Source organism: Pandoraea nosoerga (genome assembly GCF_902459585.1).
In the GTDB taxonomy this organism is placed as follows: Bacteria; Pseudomonadota; Gammaproteobacteria; order Burkholderiales; family Burkholderiaceae; genus Pandoraea; species Pandoraea nosoerga.
On record NZ_CABPSC010000002.1, the window covers coordinates 426,213 to 444,898 of the forward strand.

An 18,686-nucleotide genomic window follows, 5' to 3' on the forward strand; every position below is an offset into this window, starting at 1 on the left:
GGGCGCCGGCTCCCCTCAATGCAGGGCCGCCCTGCCCCCCGCCCGCGGATAGAACGCCTGACCGAGCTGCACGAGCAGCGACGCGAGTGCCGGGTCGCGCACGAAGCTGGCGGCCGAATCGGCAGTGAGAATCGCCTCCGGGGTCTGCGGTCGCGCGATGAGAAAGCCCTGGACGTAGTCCACGCCGAGCTCGGAGAGCGCTTCGAGCGTGGCGGCGTCCTCCACCCATTCGGCCACGCTGCGAATGCCCAGATTCTTGGCGAGCGCGACGATCGCCTCGACGATGGCCAGATTGGCCGGGTGCGCCGCCATGCTCTTCACGAAGGCGCCATCGATCTTGATGGCGTCGACCGCCAGGTCCTTCAGATAGGAGAACGAGCTGAAACCGGCCCCGAAGTCGTCGAGCGCGATCCGCCCGCCCAACTGATGAATACGATCGACGAAACGCCGCGTGTTGTCCAGATCGTGCAGCGCCACGGTTTCGGTGATCTCGATGCACAGCAGCTCGACCGAGCGTTCGTGCGCGGCCAGCGTGGCGAAGATGTCGCGCACGAAATGCTCGTCGTTGAGCGACGCGCCCGAGAGGTTCACGCAGACGAACTGCGTCTTCGCGAGCCGATCGCGATGCGCGTCGATCCACGCCAGCGTGTTCGTCAGCACCCATTTGTCGATCATGCCGATGCTGCCGTTCTCCTCGGCCGCGCTGATGATGCGTGAAGCGGGCACGATGTTGCCGTCCGAGTCGCGCATGCGCAGCAGCACCTCGAAGTTGAGCGACTCGCCCGGCGAGGCCATCTCCATGATCGGCTGCATCTCGAGGAAAAGCGTATTGGGCGCAAGGCCGGCGTCAAGCGCGTCGATGAGCCGAAGCTCGGCGAGCCGCTCGCGGAACGCGGCCGCCCCGCGCTCGTAGACGACCAGGTCGCGCCGGCTCTTCTTGGCTTCGCGGCACGCACGATCGGCCGACGAGATGGCGTCGGGCACGCGCATGTCGGTCGTGAGCTCGATCACCCCGGCCGACGCCCGCACCTGGAACGCCCGCTCGCCGATCTGGTACGGCTCGCCGGCGATGGCGTCGACGAGCCGGCGTGCGATCGCGGCCGCCTCCTTGATCGTGGCGTCCCGGAAGACGACGATGAACTCGTCGCCGCCCGTGCGCCCTACGCTCTGGTCGGCGGACAGCCTTGCACGCATGCGGTCGCACGCCTGGCGCAGCACCTCGTCGCCCGCGGCGTGGCCGAACAGGTCGTTGACGAGCTTGAAGCGGTCCAGATCGAGGTAGGCCAGCGCGGCGGGACGTGCGTCGGACAACGTGCGAATCGCCTCGCCGAGCGCCTTCTCGATACCGCGCCGGTTCGATACGCCGGTAAGCGGATCGTTTTCCGCGAGGTAGCGCAATTGTTCCATCGTGCGGGCGCGCTCGGTAATGTCCTGCAGCGAGCCCTCGATGCGCCCGTCCGCGAAGATCGCCTTGACGAGATAGCGGCTCGTGCGTCCGTCGTCGCGCGGCAACGAGAGAATTTCCAACTCCGACTCGTCGCTGTGCTGGGCAACGTCGAGCAGCATGCGCCATGTGCTCTGGCCGAAGAACTGGTCCCAGCGGTACGTGCGGGCCTCGATATTGGGAATGCCCAGCATGGTGTGCAGCGCCGCGTTGCCGCGCACGAACACCCCCTGGTCGTTGAGCGTGAAGAGCCCGACCGGCGTCACGTCGTAAGCGTTACGCAGCTCGGCCTGGGCCTCGAGCTTGCCCTGATGCTCGGCGCGCATCTGCTCGGCGATCGCCAGCGCCGCCATCAGGCTCGAGAACAATGCCGCGGTCACGCTGTTGAGCGCCGAGGATAGCGCGCGTGCGTTGAACGCCGCGGCGATCACCTCGGAGAACGTGGCGAACAGCACGATGGCGAGCGACGCGCTGTACCACACCGCCACGCGCGAACGGGTGATCACGAGAATGCGCGCGAGCAGAATCAGTACGATGACAATGCCCAGCGCGGCCACGCTCCACAGCACCGGGATGAAATGCGCATACGGCAGCGCAATCGCCGCGCAGCACAGCACCACGCCGGCCCACTGCAGCACCATCACCATCCAGCGCAGCCCGATGCGACGCAGCTCGCGCTTGAAGAGCTGCGTGAAGAGCGAATATGTCAGCACGTAGTAGACGGCGAACGTCGCCTTGCGCACGAGCGCGTCCCAGTCGGTCGGGATGGTGCGCTCGAGCCACTGCGTATCGGCGCCGAGCGAGTTCGCCGCGAGGCGCAGGTTACCGATGAGCCAGGCGGCGAACAGCACGTACAGCCATTCCTTGTTGATGATGGCCGTCACGAGCACGAACGCCGAGAGCGTGAGCAGGCCGCCTTCGAGCAACCCGTTGCTGCGCTGGAATTCGGTTTCGGAGACTCGCAATTGCGCGGCAGGCCACGCCACGAGGGTCAGATGCGCCGGCCCGGAGAACGTGCCCTGGCAAAGCAGGCCGACGGGCGCCGTGAGGTGGCCGAGATCGATGGCAAAGCCGGCCTTGGAGACGCGAATCGCCCCGCTCACGGCGGCGCGATCGGCGCGCCCGATGGCCGGCGCCTCGGGATCACGCCAGCAGGCCAGCGTCTGCGCATGGCGCGAAGGGAATTCGACGACCGTGTGCTGATCGCCGCCCACCGGCAGCACGTTCACCCGGAACCACACAGGCGCTTCGGAGAGCTGTGTGCTGAATTGCGAGACGGCGGGTGCGCGTTCGAGCGAGTTCGACACCATCGCGGGGCCGAACGTCGTGGGCAAATCGTTTTGCGCCTGGAAGGTAAGCGGCGTGGCGCCGCGCACGGTGAACTGGCTTTCCTGGAACAGCAGCACGATACCCGAGAGCAGCATGATGGCTGCAGGCACGGCGTACAGGGAGATGCTGCGAAAAAGTTCGTCGAGCCTCGTGGTGACGCGCCAACGCCTGCGCGAACCGGAGAGTTCTGCCAACTCGTCGGTGAAATCGTTCGAATTGCGGCCGTGATGGTCACGCTCGTTGCCGAGTTCCCCCGCCATATGACTCGTCTGCCCTTGTCTCGTTGGTCGCCCCCGCGTTTGTCGCCGGGCAAGGCGGCGGTCCTTGCCCGCCTTGCCGGCCGGGAGGGCCCCGTCCCGTGCCGCCGGTCGACCCGGCGGACACGGGCAGGTATTTCTCTCCCGTCTTGCTCGCTACCGCCGTCGCTGCAACCACCCAACCCTGCGCACGACGGGATAACGTTATTTCCAATAACGGCATCACACCGCCAGGCTGTAGCCCGATGCTACGCATCCTACCGCGTCGGCACCAAAAGATAAATCCCGCAAACGCGCGCCAACACTGGATTCGACCGGGGCCGACGGTTCCGCAAGCGGTGCTCCCAGGCGCAGGTCCGGGTGATGCGTGAGGCACATGTAGTCGAAGAGCGGGTGCCCCGCGGCCTGCCAACGCGAACGTGCCTGCGCGACGTCGAGCGCCAGCACGCGGTGCCCAATGCCACCCACGTGCGCCATCGGAATGAGCGCCTGCGACGGAAACACGTCGACGAACATCAACGCTTCGTACTGCCGGTGCAGCGGCGGACGCGCCGTAATCACCATCCAGTCGATGCCGCTGAGCATGCAATATTGATAGAACGCCTTGAAGAGCGCGGTCTTGACCACACGCCCCACGGCCCCGGCGGCTACGCCCAGGCGCGTGGCCTCGGCCAGTGCCGCGCTGTCGAGCCAGTCGGGCAACGGCGCGGAAGCTTCCAGATGCAGCGGCTGATAACGGTTCGTCTGAATGCGCATGGTGCCGATCACCGCCCCGTCCAGACGCGCGCGCGCCACCAACACGACAGCGCCCGGCTCCCGATCGCTCGGCTCGGGCTCGCTCAGCGTGGCCGCGAGTTCGGGCAGATGGCGGCCATACGCCGCGCTGCGCATCGCCGCAGCGTCGCGCAGCGCGGCCTCATCGCCGGCAATCGTGATCACGAACGGCAAACGCTCTTCACGCATGCCCGCCGTCGGCAGCGCTGCGCACAGCGCGGCCACATCGACTGCTGCCGAAGGGGACGTGCGGTGAGGTTGACCGTGCGAGCGGTCCGCTTCTGTCATCGACAACACATCCGAAGCTTGTGAAAGATCAAACATGATTGACACTCCTTAGAGTCAAAAAAGAGGCTGGTGCCACGCGCGGGCTGTCTCGCCGATGCGTCGCACCATTCCTTTCTTGATCCGCCGGGGCAATGTGTCAAGTGCTTATTTTTGCTAGCTTTTTCACACTTCCGAGATCTTCGCTCGCCCGTCTTTCGATTCGCCCTGCCAACCGCCGGGAAACGCCCGTCGCGCCGGGTAAAACCGCGTTTTTGCCCGGTCGCCGGTCGCCCGGTGTCACCTATTTGCCACAGTTGCCGTTCGACGAAAGACTCTGGCAAAATAATAAACCTGTTTACTAATTTGCCGGCCCAAGGGTGTTTTTTCCTGCTTTCTCCAGCTTTGTCCCGGCCCCGGCACGAACCCGACATGCCGAAAATCGATTGGTCATCCCGTTTCGGCACGCTGGTGCACGACGTGGCCCGCGTTCATTCGCGGCTGTTCGACCGGCGTGCCCGCGGCAACTTCGATCTCACGCGCGCCCAGTCGCGCGTGCTGGTCATGCTGCACCGCTACGGGGTTCAGACGCAGGCCGAACTGGCCGAACGCATGGAGTTGACGCCGATGGCGCTCGTCAGACTGCTGGACCGGCTGCGCGAAAAGGGGCTGGTGCGCCGCGAGCGCGATCCGAAGGACAAGCGCGCCCATCTGCTGTATCTGACAGACGCCTCCGAGGCCAAGATCGACACGATCGTCGCCTTTGCCAACGTCACGGAGCGCGAGGCGCTGCAGGACCTCACGCCTGCCGAGCGCGCCGAGCTCACCCGCCTGCTGGGCAAGGTGCTCGCGAATCTCACGCGCGCCGAGGCCGAATGCCCCGCGCCTGAGCGGCGTCTCGGGCAGACCGATCCGGAATAAGGCCATCGCGAGGAGACGACGGACGGCGCCTGCGCACCACGTGCGCCAACGGCATGGCCGCCGGGCGCGCGCAAAAACAACGGCAGCGACCACGACAACGACAACGACAAACGCAAGGACCACCAGAGGATTCGCCGTGTCATCCCCACAAACCACTGACGATCCGGGCAGGCATCGGGCGCTCGTCAGCGTATCCGTCATGCTGGCGACCGTGCTTCAGACGCTCGACAGCACCATCGCCAACGTTGCGCTGCCGCACATGCAGGGCAGCCTGTCGGCCTCGCAGGACTCGATTACCTGGGTGCTGACGTCCTATATCGTGGCCGCGGCCATTGCCACGCCGCTCACCGGCACCCTGTGCGCGCGCTTTGGACGGCGGCGCGTCTTTCTGTGGTCGGTCGCCGGCTTCACCATCGCCTCGGCGCTGTGCGGCATGGCGCAGTCGCTCTCGGAGATCGTCGCGGCCCGGCTGCTGCAAGGCATTTGCGGCGCCGCCCTCGTGCCGCTCTCGCAGGCGACGATGCTCGACATCAATCCACCGCACAAGCACGGCTCGGCAATGGCGGTGTTCGGCATGGGCGTGATGGTTGGCCCGATTCTCGGCCCGTCGCTCGGCGGCTGGCTCACGGACAGCTACAACTGGCGTTGGGTCTTCTACATCAACCTGCCGATCGGGCTCATCGCGTTCCTCGGAATTGCCGCCTACCTGAAGGAGCCGCCCGAGCAAAAAGCGGGCAAATTCGACACGCTCGGGTTCGTTACGCTAAGCCTCGCCATCGGCCTGCTGCAGTTGCTGCTCGATCGCGGCGAGCAGCAGGACTGGCTGAACTCGACGGAAATCTGGCTGGAAATGCTCGGAGCCATCGTCTGCTTCGCCTATTTCGTGGTCCATACGTGGACGGCCGGCGAGCACTCGTTCTTCAATCGCGCCCTGCTACGGGACCGAAACTTCAACACGGGCGTGGTCTACATCTTCGTGGTCGGCATCATCCTGTATGCCACGCGCGCCCTGCTCCCTCCCATGCTTCAAAGCCTGTTCGGCTATCCCGCGATCCTGACGGGCCTCGTGACAGCGCCTTCGGGCGCGGGAACGATGGCGGCGATGCTGGTCGTGGGGCGCCTCGTGGGCAGGGTCGACGTGCGCTATCTGCTCGGCTTCGGCTTCGCGTTGACCGCGTACTCGCTCTATCTGATGGCTGGCTACTCGTTGACGCTGAGCCCGTCGGACATCGTCTGGCCTGGCGTGATCCAGGGCTTCGGACTGGGCTTCGTCTTCGTGCCGCTCACCACGGTGACGTTCGCGACACTGCCCGGCACGCTGCGCGCGGACGGGGCGGCAATCTACAGCCTGTCGCGCAACATTGGCAGCAGCATCGGCATTTCGGTCGTGCAGACGCTGCTCACGCAAAACATGCAGGTCAATCACGCGCAGCTCTCGGAGCACATCACGCCGTTCACCCAGGGGCTGGAGAGCTACGCACAGACATATGGCCCGGCCGCGATCGCCGCGATCAACGCCGAAGTCACCCGGCAGGCGGCGATGATCGCCTATCTGGACGACTTCCGCCTGATGATGGGGCTCACGGTCCTCGTCATGCCGCTGCTGCTCTTCATTCGCTTGAAAAAGAAAGCGCCCGGCGAAGTCGACGAAATGGTGCACGTGGCGGCCGACTGATTCGCCGTCCGGGTTCGGACCGGCGGCCTGCGGCATGGGCGGGCGAGGCCGCCGTCAGCGCATGCCAATCGTCTCATGCCGGGCCACGCGAGCGCGGCGGGCCGGACTTGCGCGGCCGGCGGGGTCCGCGCGGGCGCGGCTCGATCCCGATGCGCGGGTCGCCCGCCAGGACCAGCGCCACGGCGCGCTGTGCGACCGCCTCGAAAGACGGATCCGACTGCGGCACGTACAGCCACTTCCCCAATACCGGATGCGCACGCAGCGCCGGCATCTCCCGGATCAGCGCCGCATGATGCACGTGAGACGTGCATACGAGCAGGCCGTCCCACGGCGCATCCTTGTCAATCACGGCGAGGCACTGCAAGCCGTTCAGGTACGCCGCGTCGGCGCCGAACATCCGCTTGTGAATGTACGTCTCGTTGCGCTCGAACGCATCGAAGATCCAGAGAAGCGAATTACGAATGGCGGCAGGCATCGGCGCGAAGGGTTCGGATGTCAAGAGCGCGGCGACTGAAGTCGACGACGCCATTCTATGGGCGCAATGTCCGCCGGGCAATTCCGGTATGGCGCCGGGAGTTGTCCCGATATTTCAATCGGCCGGCGTCTGGCGCACGCGTGTCGGGCCTGCAACGTAAGGATTTGAAAGATTTCGGCAAAACCATTATTTTTGACGCACTCGGATGCACCCGGCGAACCGCAAACGCCCCCCAAATTCTCTGGGAGTCCAACATGCAGACTTCGCGCGTCGATGTTGAGCAGGCCGAATCGCTACGCTGTTCATTGCCCCTCAAGCCGCTGATCGTGGCGCTTTCGCTTTGCGTGATCGGTCAAGCACGGGCCGCCTGCGACAACACGGCGCCCGCGAGCGGCACGACCGTGACCTGCACCGGCACCGACGGCGCCGTCGCAGCGCAAGCCGGCAGCACGGGCGTGACCGTCAACGTGGCGCCAGGGGCCACCGTCTCCTCGACGCGCAGTTCGCCCAATGCGGCCACTATCTCGGTGGACACGGCGAGCACGATCACGAATGCGGGTGCCATCGACCTCACCGGCACGAGCGCCAGCGGCCGCGGCGCCGCCATGCTCGGCGCGAACGACGGGAACACGCTCGTCAACACTTCGACAGGGGTCATCACCACGACGGGCGCCTCGAACGACGGCATGGCGAGCAACGGCAACGGCGGCACGCTCGTCAACCACGGCGCCATCACCGTCAGCGGACCGAACGCCTTCGGCATGACCGCAGCCTGGGGACAGTCGTCGGGGCTGGGGCTGAACAGCGCGTTCACCAACACGGGCACGATCACGGCAAACGGCTCGGGTTCGCGCGCCATCAGCGTGGTCGGCGGGCAGAGCACGGTGACAAACTCCGGCACCCTCGTCACGACCGGCGGGACGGCGTCGAACCGCTCCTTCACCGTGTTCATGCAGGGCAACAACAACCAGCTCACCAACAGTGGGTACATCGAGGCGCGCGGCGTGAGCAGCGACGCCGTGGTGTCGAACACCGCGCAAGGCTTCACGTCGTCCATCGTGAACCAGGCAGGCGGGCAGATCATCAGCCGGCAGGGCTTTGGCGTGCGAACCGTCAACGGCACCATCTCGATCACGAACGCGGGGCTCATTCAGAGCGACGCGGGAACGGCCATCGCCATGAATGCGGCGGCGCGCTCGAACACGCTCACGCTGCAAACCGGCTCGCAGATCATCGGCACCGCCGACGGCGGCGCGAGCGCCGTGAGCCGCCTGATCCTGCAGGGCACCGGCACGGCGAGTAACGCCTTCGTGAACTTCGGCACGCTGCTCGCGCAGGGCGACAACTGGACATGGACCGGCAGCGGCAATTTCACGACGGCACAGCTCCAGAGCGGCGTGCTGGACCTGCGCAGCACACTCGGCGGCGCGGCGACCACCGTCGCCTCGGGCGCCACGCTGACCGGCACGGGCACGCTGGCAGGCAACGTGACCAACGCCGGCACCGTGCACCCCGGGGACGGCGCCGGCAACGGGACATTGACCATTGCGGGCGGCTACACCGGCCAGAACGGCACGCTGGCCATCGACACGGCGCTCGGCAACGATGCCTCGCGCGTCGCTCCGCTTACCGTGAGCGGCGGCGCCATTGGCGGCAGTACAACGCTCGTGGTGAACAACCTGAACGGCCTCGGCGCCTTGACCACCGGCAACGGCATTCCGGTCGTCAATGCCGTCGGCGGCGCCACGTCGGCGGCGTCTGCGCTCACGCTGGGCGGGCCGGTCAGCGCCGGTGCCTACTCGTACTTTCTATACAAGGGCGGCACGACGCCCGACAGCACGCAGAGCTGGTTCCTGCGCTCGACCGTCCCCGCGGCCACTACCGCCACGGTGCTCGACCCGGCCAGCGGCCAGACGGTCAGCACGGTGCTCACGCCAGTGGCGGCCAGCGGCAGTCCGGCCGTGGCCGCCGTGGGCGAAGCCCCGGCGCCGATCTATCGCGTCGCCGTTCCCGTGTACTCGGAAATGCCCGAAGTCGCGCGAGCGGCCGGCTTCGCGCAGATGGGCACGTTCCACGAACGGCAGGGCCAGCAAGGGTTGCTTACCGAAAAAGGGTGGCTCACCAGCGGCTGGGCCCGCGTCTGGGGCCAGACGGAACAACTGCGCGCGAAGGGCGACGTCTCCCCCCAGTTCGACGGCAACATCGGCGGCGTGCAACTCGGCCACGACCTCTTCGCTCGCCGCACGGACGGCGGCCATAGCGACCACGTCGGGATTCTCGGCGGATGGACCCGTGCGTCGGGCGACGTGCAGGGCTTCGCGCTCGGCACGAAAGACATGCACACCGGCTCGCTCGGTCTAGACATGTACAGCGGCGGGCTGTACTGGACGCATGTGATGCCGGGCGGCGCGTACACCGATGCAGTCTTCCTCGCCTCGAGCCTGCAATACGAATCGAGGCCGGTCAATGGCGTGAACCGCAGCACGCATGGCACGGGGCTGGCCGCGTCGCTCGAGACAGGTTGGCCGATCGCACTCACGCCAACGCTCTCGCTCGAGCCGCAGGCGCAACTCATCTGGCAGCGTCAGTCGCTCAATGATCTGAGCGACGACGTCTCGACCGTCTCGTTCGCCAACACGAATAGCTGGCTCGCCCGCGTGGGCGCCCGGCTCGAAGCAAACTACGACGGAGATCGGGGATTGTTGCGGCCGTATCTGCTGTTCAACCTGCTGCACCGTTTCGGCAACGACGGGCGCGTGGTCTTCGGCGGCACGACGCCGGTCGTCACCAGTGCCAACAGTACGGCCGCGCAATTCGGCATCGGCGTGGCGGGACGCTTTAATCGTGCTGCGAGCGTCTACGCCACCCTCGCTTATCTGACGCAGCTCGACAGCACGCGCCAGCAAAGCGTCTCGGCTACCCTGGGTCTGCGCTGGACGTGGTAAGCCATCGGGTTCGCACGGCGCGGGCTCATCCGCGGGCGGCCGTGCGCAGCGATGACGCCTCCGGGCCCGCCTCGTGCATTGGCGTGACGGTCCCCGGCGGCATGACAGTCTCCGGCGTGTAGCGCATGCAGCGATTGCGGCCGGCCGCCTTGGCCTGATACAGCGCACGGTCGGCGCGCTGCACGAGCGACGCCAGCTCGCCACGCGAACGCTCGTCGCATGCGATGCCGATGCTCACCGTCGCTCCCACCGCCTCGCCCTGCACGGTACGCGCCGCGCGCTCGAACGCTTCGCGCACGCGCTCCGCGATGGTCTGCGCCTCGGCCGCGCCCACGCCCGGCAAGAAGAGCGCGAACTCCTCGCCGCCATAGCGCCCGAAGATGTCGTCCGCCCGCAATTGCTGGGTGGCCGTGCGCGCGAACAGCAGCAGCACCGTGTCGCCGAACGGATGCCCTAAGGTATCGTTGATCCGCTTGAAGTGATCCAGATCGAGCAGCAGCAAGGCGACCGGCGAGCGCGCGGCACTGTGCCTGCGCATCTGCTCACGCGCCAGACGCGTGAATTCCGGGCGGTTGTATGCCTGCGTGAGCCCGTCTCGGGTGGCCGCGCGGTGCAGTGCGATCTCGGAGCGCTCCTTGCCGAGCGAGACCATGAGAAAGCTGGCGACCACGATCAGCACCAGCATTTCGGTGGTCGCGACCTGGGGGCCGAACCACGCGAGAAAGACGGGGTCGGCCGGACCGAGCCAGACCAGCGCGACCGCGCGCGCCGTATAGAACGCACCATGCAGCACGGCGACCACGGCCAGCACGATGCTGCTCGGCAGGCGTCGTCCGGATGCCTGCCAGAACTCCCTGGCCGCCATCAGGCTGTAGAGCGCGAGCAGCGCGAAGAACAGCACGCCGCCGCTCCAAGCGTCGAGCGGCCGGGCGAACAGCCATGTGCCCCACAGCAGCACCGCCGGGCCGCCAAAGACGGTCACCCATTGCACGCTGCGCGCGTAGAAGCGGCGCGCGCCGCTCCACACCATGGCGAACGCGAGCGTCGCGACCGCGTTGCCGAGCGGATACAGCACCGCGAGCCGCGAGCTGCGCGCGGCAAGCAGATAGAGCACGGGGGAAAATGTCGCGAGCAGGAAAGCGAGGCTCCACCAGCGCGGAGACTCGGCCTCGTCGCGACGCAGTGCGTCGAGCATGAACAGGATGCCTGTCGCGATGCTCAACAGGAAAGTGACGAACTGCAATGTCGGCAGGTCCAGCGCCGGTAGCGACAAACCAAGAGCCATGCTCCATCCCCCGTGCGCATACCCTCGCCCGGGCGCGGCGGCCCGATGCGCAATGCGCGATGTGAAGTACGGGGAAGGAAAACCTGCGCGAGACGACGGCGGTTTGGCAAGGCGGGTCGGAATGTCTGGCAGTGACTTGCGCGCCGATGGCGGCGCACCGTGTGGCCGCCCCGGTCCGGCCATCGGTTTCTCTGAGGAATCTCCAGCACATCGTGACCGACGCCGCGCCTTCCCTGCCGCTCGCTAGTCGCGAGCGGCGTTGCGCGCCGCTGGAGTTCCCGGAATTCAACCCTGCTCCCTACCCATGCGGCGGGATTCTAGCACGCCACGATGAGAATACCGGCCGCCCCGGGGTCGGCAGACGCTCCGAGCGGAAAACACCCCGCAACGCTGCCGATGTGCCTCACATGTCCTGACGGCGCCGCGCGGACAACGCGCCGGCCGTCTGGATGACCAGATCGGCGAAGCGTCGTTCGTCGCGCCCGGCGTTCCAGCGCACACGCGGCACCGCAATGTTGATGGCGCCGATGGCGCGTCCGTCCTGATTGACGACGGCCGCCGCGGTGGAAATGTCGCCCATGAAGTACTCGTCCTCGGTATGCGCATAGCCCTGCTTGCGAATCCTGGCGAGGCGCTCCTTGATTTTGCGCGGGTGGGCCACGGTCGCGGGCGTGAACTGCACGAGATGGGTCCGCCCGAGGATATCGTCGATCTCCTCTTCGTCGAGTGTCGCCAGCATGGCCAGCCCCGGCGCCGTGCAATAGGCCGGCAGGCGCGAGCCGACGATGACGTTGGCATTGAATACGCTGCGGCTCACGATACGCAGCACGAACACGATATCGGTGTCGAGACGCACGGTGAGGTTGGTCGCCTCCTCCGTTTCCGCCGCGAGTTGCTGCAGATATGGGGCCGCGCGGCTCACCAGCTCGTTGGAGACGAGGTAGTGATAGGTGAAGTCGAGCAGTTTGGGCGAGAGTTCGTATTTCTTGCTCTGGGGATCCTTGAGCAAATAGCCGAGCGCGGACAGCGTGAAGGTAAAGCGTTGCGCCGCGCTGATGTCGAAGCCCGTGGCGGCGGCGATTTCGGAGAGCGAAAGATGGCGCTTCGAGCCGTCGAACGCAGTCAGCACTTTCATCGCCTTTTCCACGGACTGAACGTAGAGCGTGGAATCGGCAGGCGAACCGGACGCCGCCGGGACGTCGACAACGGCGGCCGCTTTGGCGCGGGTGCGAGGTGTTTTGGTGGTGGCCACAGTAAGGATGAGATTGGGGCGGGCGGTTCCGGATTATCTCATAAACATAACCATCTATCTTTATGCAATAAGATCGAAGTGACTCATCGTCGCGAGGCCATTCGGGTCTTCCCCGCCATGCGCCGCCGCCCTGTCACCCACCTGGCCGGAGCGGTCGCCCCTTCGCCACTTCGCCACTTCGCCACTTCGTCCCTTCGCGCCGCTCGGGCGCCGCGCCGCTCGCTGTAAAAAAGAGGCCTCGCGCGGGCCACCCGCTGCCCCGCCGGCCGGCCTCCCGTGCCCGTTACTCTGGTGACTTTGCCGAGGCCGCATCCCAGGCCTGCGTCGTGTCGCGCGACAGCAAGTGCTTTCGAATGCGCTCCGACGGCGTGGTCTCGAAACGTGCCGTCTCGCGATAGTAGCGCGGCCGCTGATAGCTGGCGAGCTTGTCCGCCGCCCATGCCGACAACGCCGCCCACTCGAGCGCCTGCCCTTCGCGGAATTGCACGTACAGCATGATGTCCTGCTCGCCAATGTCGCTTGCCACACCGATCGCCGCACACGCCGCCACCGCCGGATGACGCGCGAACACCCGCTCGATCTCCCACGCGGACACGTTCTCGCCGCGAACGCGCATGCTGTCGGTGCGGCGGCCGATGAATACCAGGCTCCCATCCGCGCTGCGCCGCGCACTGTCGCCCGTGAACAGCTTGCCATCGCGCAGCGCCTTGGCCGTCGCCTCCGGATTGTCGAGATAGCCCGGCAGGAACACCCCTTCCACTTCGCTGGACAACACGATCTCGCCCGGTTCGCCGTCGGCCACCGGGGCGCCGTCGTCATCGAGCAATTCCAGCGTCAGCCACGGCAGCGGGTGACCGATGGAGCCCGGCACGTCGGCGTCGTTAAGCGTCGCGAAACTCGAACACTCGGTCATGCCGTAACACTCGCGCAACGCGCACTGCAGGCGCTCGCTCGTGGCGCGCCAGGCGCTCGCCGAAACCCCCGCCCCCCACGCCACGCGCAGGCTGTTTCGCGCCGGCTGCGCTTCGCGCGGCAGTTGCATCAGGATGTCGAGAATGCCGCCCAGATAGTGCAGATGCGTGGCTTGCGCCGCCTCGCACTGCTGCCAGAAACGACTCGCGGAAAATCGCTCCGCGACGTGCATTTCGACATCCGCGAGAAACGGCAGCAGCAGCATTTGCGCCCCGCCGATATGGCACAGCGGCTCCCACAGGAACAGTCGGTCGCCGTCGCGCGCATCGGCCACCTGCAAGGCCGCCTCGCTCGCAATGCGCATCATTCGGTGCGTGAACAGCACGCCCTTGGGGGCGCCGGTCGTGCCCGACGTGTAGATGACACACAGCACGGACGCGGGCGTCACCTCGGCCGCGCGCGGCACGGCGCCCGCGAAGGCGCCGGCCTGGGTCATGACCTCGGACAGCATGCGGCGCACCACCGTCGGGCCGTGATGTCCCGGCTGCCGGGTGGCCAGCGCCACACCGGCGTCCAGTACCTCGGAGAATGCCGGTTCGGCGATCAGCAGCTTCGGCTTGGCGTGCCCGAGCAGATACTCGATGCCGTCGCCCTTGAGCCGCGTGTTGACAGGCACCCACACGAGTCCCGAGAGCATCAGCGCATAGATGAGCGCCACCTGGGCCGCGCTGTTGCCGAGCATGACGGCCACGCGATCGCCGGGCACGAGCCCCTGCGCCGCCAGCCATCCCTGCATGGCGCCCACGCGTGCGGCCATCTGGCCGCGGTCGATTGCCTCGCCCTCGAACACGACGACCGGTTTGGCCGACGTGCCGCGCAGACCCGCCATGAGCAGCGGCACGACGTCGAGCCGGTCGCCCTCGGTCCGCTGGGGAAAGTACTGGGTATAAGGATGTGAGGCGTAAGGATGCGAGGCGGTTTGCGCCGCGTTCGGCATCGGGGCGGTCTGTGCGCCTGTCGGCGCAACCCGGGCAACATTGGACATGGACATACGGAATTCCGCGGATATCAATAGCTCTTGCGTTTGAAGATCGAAGACAGCCAGACGACGAAGGCCATCAGGAATACCAGCGACGTCGCCACGGCAGCAAGCGTCGGCGTGACGGCCAGTTGGATGTCGTCCCACATCTGCTTGGGCAGCGTGGTGTTGATGCCGCCGGACACGAAGATGGCGATGGTCAGATCATCGAACGACACGATGAACGCGAACAGAAAGGCCGACCCGAGACTCGCCGCGAGCAGCGGCAGCAGCACGGTGCGCACCCGCGTGAAGGCCGAGGCGCCGAGCATCTTGGCGGCATCGTCGAGTCGCCAGTCGAAGCGCTTGAAGCTCGCCGAAAGCGTGACCACCACGTAGGGAATCGCCAACACGGTATGGCCGATGACGAGGCCCGCATTGGTGCCGGCCAGCTCCCACCGGGCGAACAGATAGAGCAGTCCGACGGCCACCACGATGCGCGGCACGATGAGCGGCGCGATGAAGACGGCGAAGAGCGGCTTGCGCCAGCGCGACGGCAGGCGCACCAGCGCCAGACTCGCCCCGAAGCCGAGTACGAGCGCGAGCGCGGCCGTGGCAAACCCCACGCCGAGCGAGCGAAGCAGCGCGGCTTGCCACACGCTCGACTCGAGGAACGCCACGAACCATTTCAGCGTGAACAGTTGCGGCGGAAACGCCACGAACGATTGCCGGGTGAAGGCCAGCGGCACCACGAAGGCAATCGGCAACACCAATGCCAGCACGATCACCCAGGTGTATGCCTTCAGGCCGACATCGCCATGTGTGCTCTGCGCCCGGCCATGCGTGAACGAGAGCTTGCCCGCCAGACGCCCGAGCGCCATGAGTACCGGCACGAGACGGCCGCCCTGCCCGCCGCCGCGCCGCTCGGGCGCCTCGCCGGCAAGCGACGAGAGCCCCACCACGCGGTCGTAGACGAAGAACACGACGATGGAGCACAGCAGCAGCACGGTGGAGAGCGCCCCGGCGAATCGCAGATCGAACAGCTCGAGCACAGAAGAAATGACGAGCTGTGCGACCATCGACTCGCGCGGCGAACCAAGCAGCGCTGGCACGATGAAGAACCCCAGGCTCGTGATGAAGACCAGCAGCCCGGCCGCTGCCGCCCCCGGCCCGGAGAGCGGCAGGAACACGGTGAAAAAGCCGGTGGCGCGGTCGGCGCCGAGCGTCTGCGCCGCCTGTACGAGCTGCATGTTGATGCCGCGCATGATCGGCAACATCGTCATGACGGCAAGCGGCAGCATGGCGTGGACCATGCCGATCAGCACGCCGGTCAGCGATGGCGCGAGCGTTCCCGCGCCATCGAGCAGGCCGAGATGCGTGGCGACGGCGGTGAGCAGGCCGGTCTTCGAGAGCAGCAGCATCCAGGCATAGGTCTTGACGAGATAGCTCGTCCAGAACGGCAGCACGATCCACAGCAGCCAGCGCTCGCGCGAACGTGCCGACAGGCGCGCCAGCAGATACGCCACCGGATAGCCGAGCAGCACGCTTAGCGCCGCGGTGAGAAACGCGATCCAGAAGGTGGACGCGAGCACCTTCACGTACACGGCTGAGTGCGTCATCCGGGCGAACTGTGCCATCGACAGCACGCCGTCGCCGTCGTACAGCCCGCCTTGCAGGATTTCGACGACCGGCACGATGAAAAACACCGCGAGAAACAACAACGCGGGCAAGGCCGGCAACCACCGGGCCAGATGCTTTGGCCAGGTAAAACGGGCCCCCGCCTGAGGCAGGCGTTGAACAAGCCACATGGCAAATACTCCAGAAGCTAACGACTTGGCAAATTTCCGCGAGGCAACGCGCCGGGATCTCAGCGCGTGAGCAGCGTGGCGCGCGCGTGATCCCATGCGAGCCCCACGCGATCGCCCACACGCGGGCTCAACTCGCGCGGACAGCGCACCGTGAAAGCCGCGCCCTCCCCGTGCGCTGCGTCATCGGTGCGGGGCGAGGCGTCCCCACCGAGAGAGACGATCGCGCGTGTGTCCGAACCGAGGAAGACCACTTCGCGGATGGTGCCGGCGAGTGCTCCTTCCTCCGGCGAGGTCAGCCGCGCCGCCTCGGGCCGCACCAGCAGGCTGGCCTCACCCGCCGACGGCAGGTCCGCGCCCGGGCCGACCGGCACGAGGCGATTGCCTACGCGCAACGCCACGCGGCCGTCGGCCGTTCGTTCCACTACGCCGTCGAGCAGGTTCGAGTGTCCAAGGAAGTCGGCGGCGAAGCGCGTGGCCGGCCGGTCGTAGAGCTGTGCCGGCGTGCCGATCTGCTCGATGCGCGCCTGGTTCATCAGACAGATGCGGTCGGAGAGCGTGAGCGCCTCGTCCTGGTCGTGCGTGACGTAGATGAACGTTGCGCCCAGTTCCTGATGCAGACGGCGAATTTCGAGCTGCATGTGCTCACGCAGCTTCTTGTCGAGCGCACCGAGCGGCTCGTCGAGCAGAATGATCGACGGACGGAACGCGAAGCAGCGCGCCAGCGCGATGCGTTGCTGCTGACCGCCCGAGAGCTCGGACGGCAGTCGCTGCGCGAACGCCTGCATCTTCACCATTGCCAGCGCCGCGTCGACGGCCGGCGCGAGTTCGGCGCGCGGCAGCTTTCGCATGCGCAGCCCATACGCCACGTTCTCCCAAACGCTCATGTGCGGAAAGAGCGCATAGCTCTGGAACACCATCCCGATGCCCCGCTTGCCCGGTGCGTCGTGCGTGGCGTCGCGCCCGTCGATGAGCAACTGGCCGGCGCTGGGCTCGACCAGCCCCGAAATCATCTGCAACAGCGTGGTCTTGCCCGAGCCGGAGGGCCCGAGCAGCGTAAGAAACTCTCCGGCCGCGACCCGCAGATCGGTCGGCAGAAGCGCGGGGGTCTCGCGATAGGTCTTGGCAAGACCGACGGTTTCCAGTTTGGTACTCATGTTCTGCTCATCCTGCTCCGGTGACGCGCGACGACTTACGACAAAAGCCATGCGTTGAAACGCTCAGTGGCCTTCGTGCGGTTCTCGGCCCACCATTGCGGACTCGGCAAACGCATGCCCTTCAGGTTCGCAGGCGCGGTCGGCAGCAACGGCGCACGGTCCTTCGGAATGGCGTCGAACGCCTTGAGGTTGGTCGGGCCATACGCAAGGTCCTGGGTAATCAGCGCCTGCCGCGCCGGATCGCCGCAGAAGCGCACGAACTGACGCGCGAACTCGGCGCGCGGCGTGCCCTTCGGAATGCCCCAGCCTTCGATCGAGTACAGGCCCTGGTTCCAGACGATCTTCACCGGCGCCTTGTTGTCGATGGCCGCCTGGGCGCGGCCGTTCCACGTCGACATCATGTCGACCTCGCCGCTCTGGATTGCCTGCATGGCCTGCGCGCCCGACGTCCACCACAGATTGATGTGCGGCTTGATGCGATCGAGCGACTTGAACGCGCGATCGAGATCGAGCGGATATAGCTTGTCGATGGGTACACCGTCGGCCATCAGCGCCTGCTCGAGCGTGTCGAGCGGGCTGCGGCGCAGCGAGCGGCGACCCGGGAAACGTTTCACGTCCCAGAAGTCGGCCCAGGTTTGCGGCGCTTCCTTCGGGAATTTGTCGGTGCGATAGGCCAGCACGGTCGAATAGACGTCCACCCCGAGCCAGTCGGCCGTCACCGCCTCGGGCATGATGCCGGGGAAGTCGCCCGCCTTCATGCCGACGGGCTCGAGGAAACCCTTCGATTCGAGATACGGAATGTCGGCCGAGAGCGTGAGCGTGGTCACGTCCCATACGAAGTTTTTCGTCTGCACCATGGCCGCGAACTGCGCCACCGGCTGCGAATCGCGTGCCACGCTCACCACCTTGATGCCGGTGGCCTTCTCGAACGGATCGTAGAACGCGCGGCGGTAGGCTGCGGTGTAGGGACCGCCGGGGTCGGAGACGATCAACTGTCTTGCCTGCGCATGCGCGAGGCGCGATGTCGCCATCGGCAACGCGCCGGCGAGCGCGGCGGCGCCGGCAAACTGCAACAGGCGACGGCGGGACGGATTTTGCGGGTCGTGCGAATAGGACATGAGTAACTCCGCTAACGTGTGGACAGGCGCGACAGGCGTGCCCGGTCATGGTGAG

At 66.6% G+C, this 18,686-nt stretch carries 12 protein-coding genes; 3 read left to right on the forward strand and 9 right to left on the reverse strand.

Annotated elements, in window-relative coordinates:
- Nucleotides 1–15: 15 nt before the first annotated feature.
- A complete protein-coding gene (locus PNO31109_RS04750) occupies nt 16–3,033 on the reverse strand; it encodes a putative bifunctional diguanylate cyclase/phosphodiesterase (RefSeq protein ID WP_150554480.1) in 3,018 nt (1,005 codons plus the stop codon).
- A 219-nt stretch (nt 3,034–3,252) separates the two neighbouring features.
- Nucleotides 3,253–4,128 carry an N-acyl amino acid synthase FeeM domain-containing protein gene (locus tag PNO31109_RS04755; protein ID WP_150554481.1) on the reverse strand — a complete coding sequence of 292 codons (876 nt, stop codon included), beginning with the start codon at nt 4,126–4,128 and terminating at the stop codon, nt 3,253–3,255.
- 372 nt (nt 4,129–4,500) lie between these two features.
- Between PNO31109_RS04755 and PNO31109_RS04760 the strand changes: the two genes are divergently transcribed.
- Together PNO31109_RS04760 and PNO31109_RS04765 are read left to right on the forward strand one after the other, a co-directional pair.
- The gene (locus tag PNO31109_RS04760) at nt 4,501–4,989 is read left to right on the forward strand and encodes a MarR family winged helix-turn-helix transcriptional regulator (RefSeq protein ID WP_150554482.1); all 489 of its coding nucleotides are present in this window, start codon (nt 4,501–4,503) and stop codon (nt 4,987–4,989) included.
- 136 nt (nt 4,990–5,125) lie between these two features.
- A complete protein-coding gene (locus PNO31109_RS04765) occupies nt 5,126–6,664 on the forward strand; it encodes a DHA2 family efflux MFS transporter permease subunit (protein ID WP_150554483.1) in 1,539 nt (512 codons plus the stop codon).
- A gap of 73 nt (nt 6,665–6,737) precedes the next feature.
- Here the strand turns inward: PNO31109_RS04765 and PNO31109_RS04770 are convergent, their stop codons facing one another.
- On the reverse strand, nt 6,738–7,139 hold the full coding sequence (locus tag PNO31109_RS04770; protein ID WP_150554542.1) for a hypothetical protein: 402 nt from the start codon (nt 7,137–7,139) through the stop codon (nt 6,738–6,740).
- Between the two features lie 254 nt (nt 7,140–7,393).
- Here PNO31109_RS04770 and PNO31109_RS04775 point away from each other — a divergent pair, with 254 nt between their 5' ends.
- Nucleotides 7,394–10,084: an autotransporter family protein gene (locus PNO31109_RS04775; RefSeq protein WP_150554484.1), complete on the forward strand. Its 2,691-nt coding sequence runs from the start codon at nt 7,394–7,396 to the stop codon at nt 10,082–10,084.
- A 25-nt stretch (nt 10,085–10,109) separates the two neighbouring features.
- Here PNO31109_RS04775 and PNO31109_RS04780 read toward each other — a convergent pair whose 3' ends face one another.
- From PNO31109_RS04780 to PNO31109_RS04805, 6 genes are all read right to left on the reverse strand, one after another.
- The gene (locus tag PNO31109_RS04780; protein WP_174966271.1) at nt 10,110–11,369 is read right to left on the reverse strand and encodes a GGDEF domain-containing protein; all 1,260 of its coding nucleotides are present in this window, start codon (nt 11,367–11,369) and stop codon (nt 10,110–10,112) included.
- Nucleotides 11,370–11,772: 403 nt separating this feature from the next.
- Nucleotides 11,773–12,621 carry an IclR family transcriptional regulator gene (locus PNO31109_RS04785; protein ID WP_150554486.1) on the reverse strand — a complete coding sequence of 283 codons (849 nt, stop codon included), beginning with the start codon at nt 12,619–12,621 and terminating at the stop codon, nt 11,773–11,775.
- A gap of 283 nt (nt 12,622–12,904) precedes the next feature.
- The gene (locus PNO31109_RS04790) at nt 12,905–14,530 is read right to left on the reverse strand and encodes an AMP-binding protein (RefSeq protein ID WP_370749797.1); all 1,626 of its coding nucleotides are present in this window, start codon (nt 14,528–14,530) and stop codon (nt 12,905–12,907) included.
- Between the two features lie 71 nt (nt 14,531–14,601).
- Complete coding sequence (locus tag PNO31109_RS04795) at nt 14,602–16,359, reverse strand: ABC transporter permease subunit (RefSeq protein WP_150554488.1); 1,758 nt, start codon at nt 16,357–16,359, stop codon at nt 14,602–14,604.
- A gap of 59 nt (nt 16,360–16,418) precedes the next feature.
- Nucleotides 16,419–17,513 carry an ABC transporter ATP-binding protein gene (locus tag PNO31109_RS04800; protein WP_150554489.1) on the reverse strand — a complete coding sequence of 365 codons (1,095 nt, stop codon included), beginning with the start codon at nt 17,511–17,513 and terminating at the stop codon, nt 16,419–16,421.
- 35 nt (nt 17,514–17,548) lie between these two features.
- Complete coding sequence (locus tag PNO31109_RS04805) at nt 17,549–18,631, reverse strand: ABC transporter substrate-binding protein (protein WP_150554490.1); 1,083 nt, start codon at nt 18,629–18,631, stop codon at nt 17,549–17,551.
- Nucleotides 18,632–18,686: the final 55 nt, after the last annotated feature.

What these genes read in the sequence shown, in the direction of transcription:
- PNO31109_RS04750 (WP_150554480.1), bottom strand. Translation starts at nt 3,033, where the DNA reads ATGGCGGGGGAACTCGGCAACGAGCGTGACCATCACGGCCGCAATTCG.
- PNO31109_RS04755 (WP_150554481.1), bottom strand. Translation starts at nt 4,128, where the DNA reads ATGTTTGATCTTTCACAAGCTTCGGATGTGTTGTCGATGACAGAAGCG.
- PNO31109_RS04760 (WP_150554482.1), top strand. Translation starts at nt 4,501, where the DNA reads ATGCCGAAAATCGATTGGTCATCCCGTTTCGGCACGCTGGTGCACGAC.
- PNO31109_RS04770 (WP_150554542.1), bottom strand. Translation starts at nt 7,139, where the DNA reads ATGCCTGCCGCCATTCGTAATTCGCTTCTCTGGATCTTCGATGCGTTC.
- PNO31109_RS04775 (WP_150554484.1), top strand. Translation starts at nt 7,394, where the DNA reads ATGCAGACTTCGCGCGTCGATGTTGAGCAGGCCGAATCGCTACGCTGT.
- PNO31109_RS04780 (WP_174966271.1), bottom strand. Translation starts at nt 11,369, where the DNA reads ATGGCTCTTGGTTTGTCGCTACCGGCGCTGGACCTGCCGACATTGCAG.
- PNO31109_RS04790 (WP_370749797.1), bottom strand. Translation starts at nt 14,530, where the DNA reads ATGCCGAACGCGGCGCAAACCGCCTCGCATCCTTACGCCTCACATCCT.
- PNO31109_RS04795 (WP_150554488.1), bottom strand. Translation starts at nt 16,359, where the DNA reads ATGTGGCTTGTTCAACGCCTGCCTCAGGCGGGGGCCCGTTTTACCTGG.
- PNO31109_RS04800 (WP_150554489.1), bottom strand. Translation starts at nt 17,513, where the DNA reads ATGAGTACCAAACTGGAAACCGTCGGTCTTGCCAAGACCTATCGCGAG.
- PNO31109_RS04805 (WP_150554490.1), bottom strand. Translation starts at nt 18,631, where the DNA reads ATGTCCTATTCGCACGACCCGCAAAATCCGTCCCGCCGTCGCCTGTTG.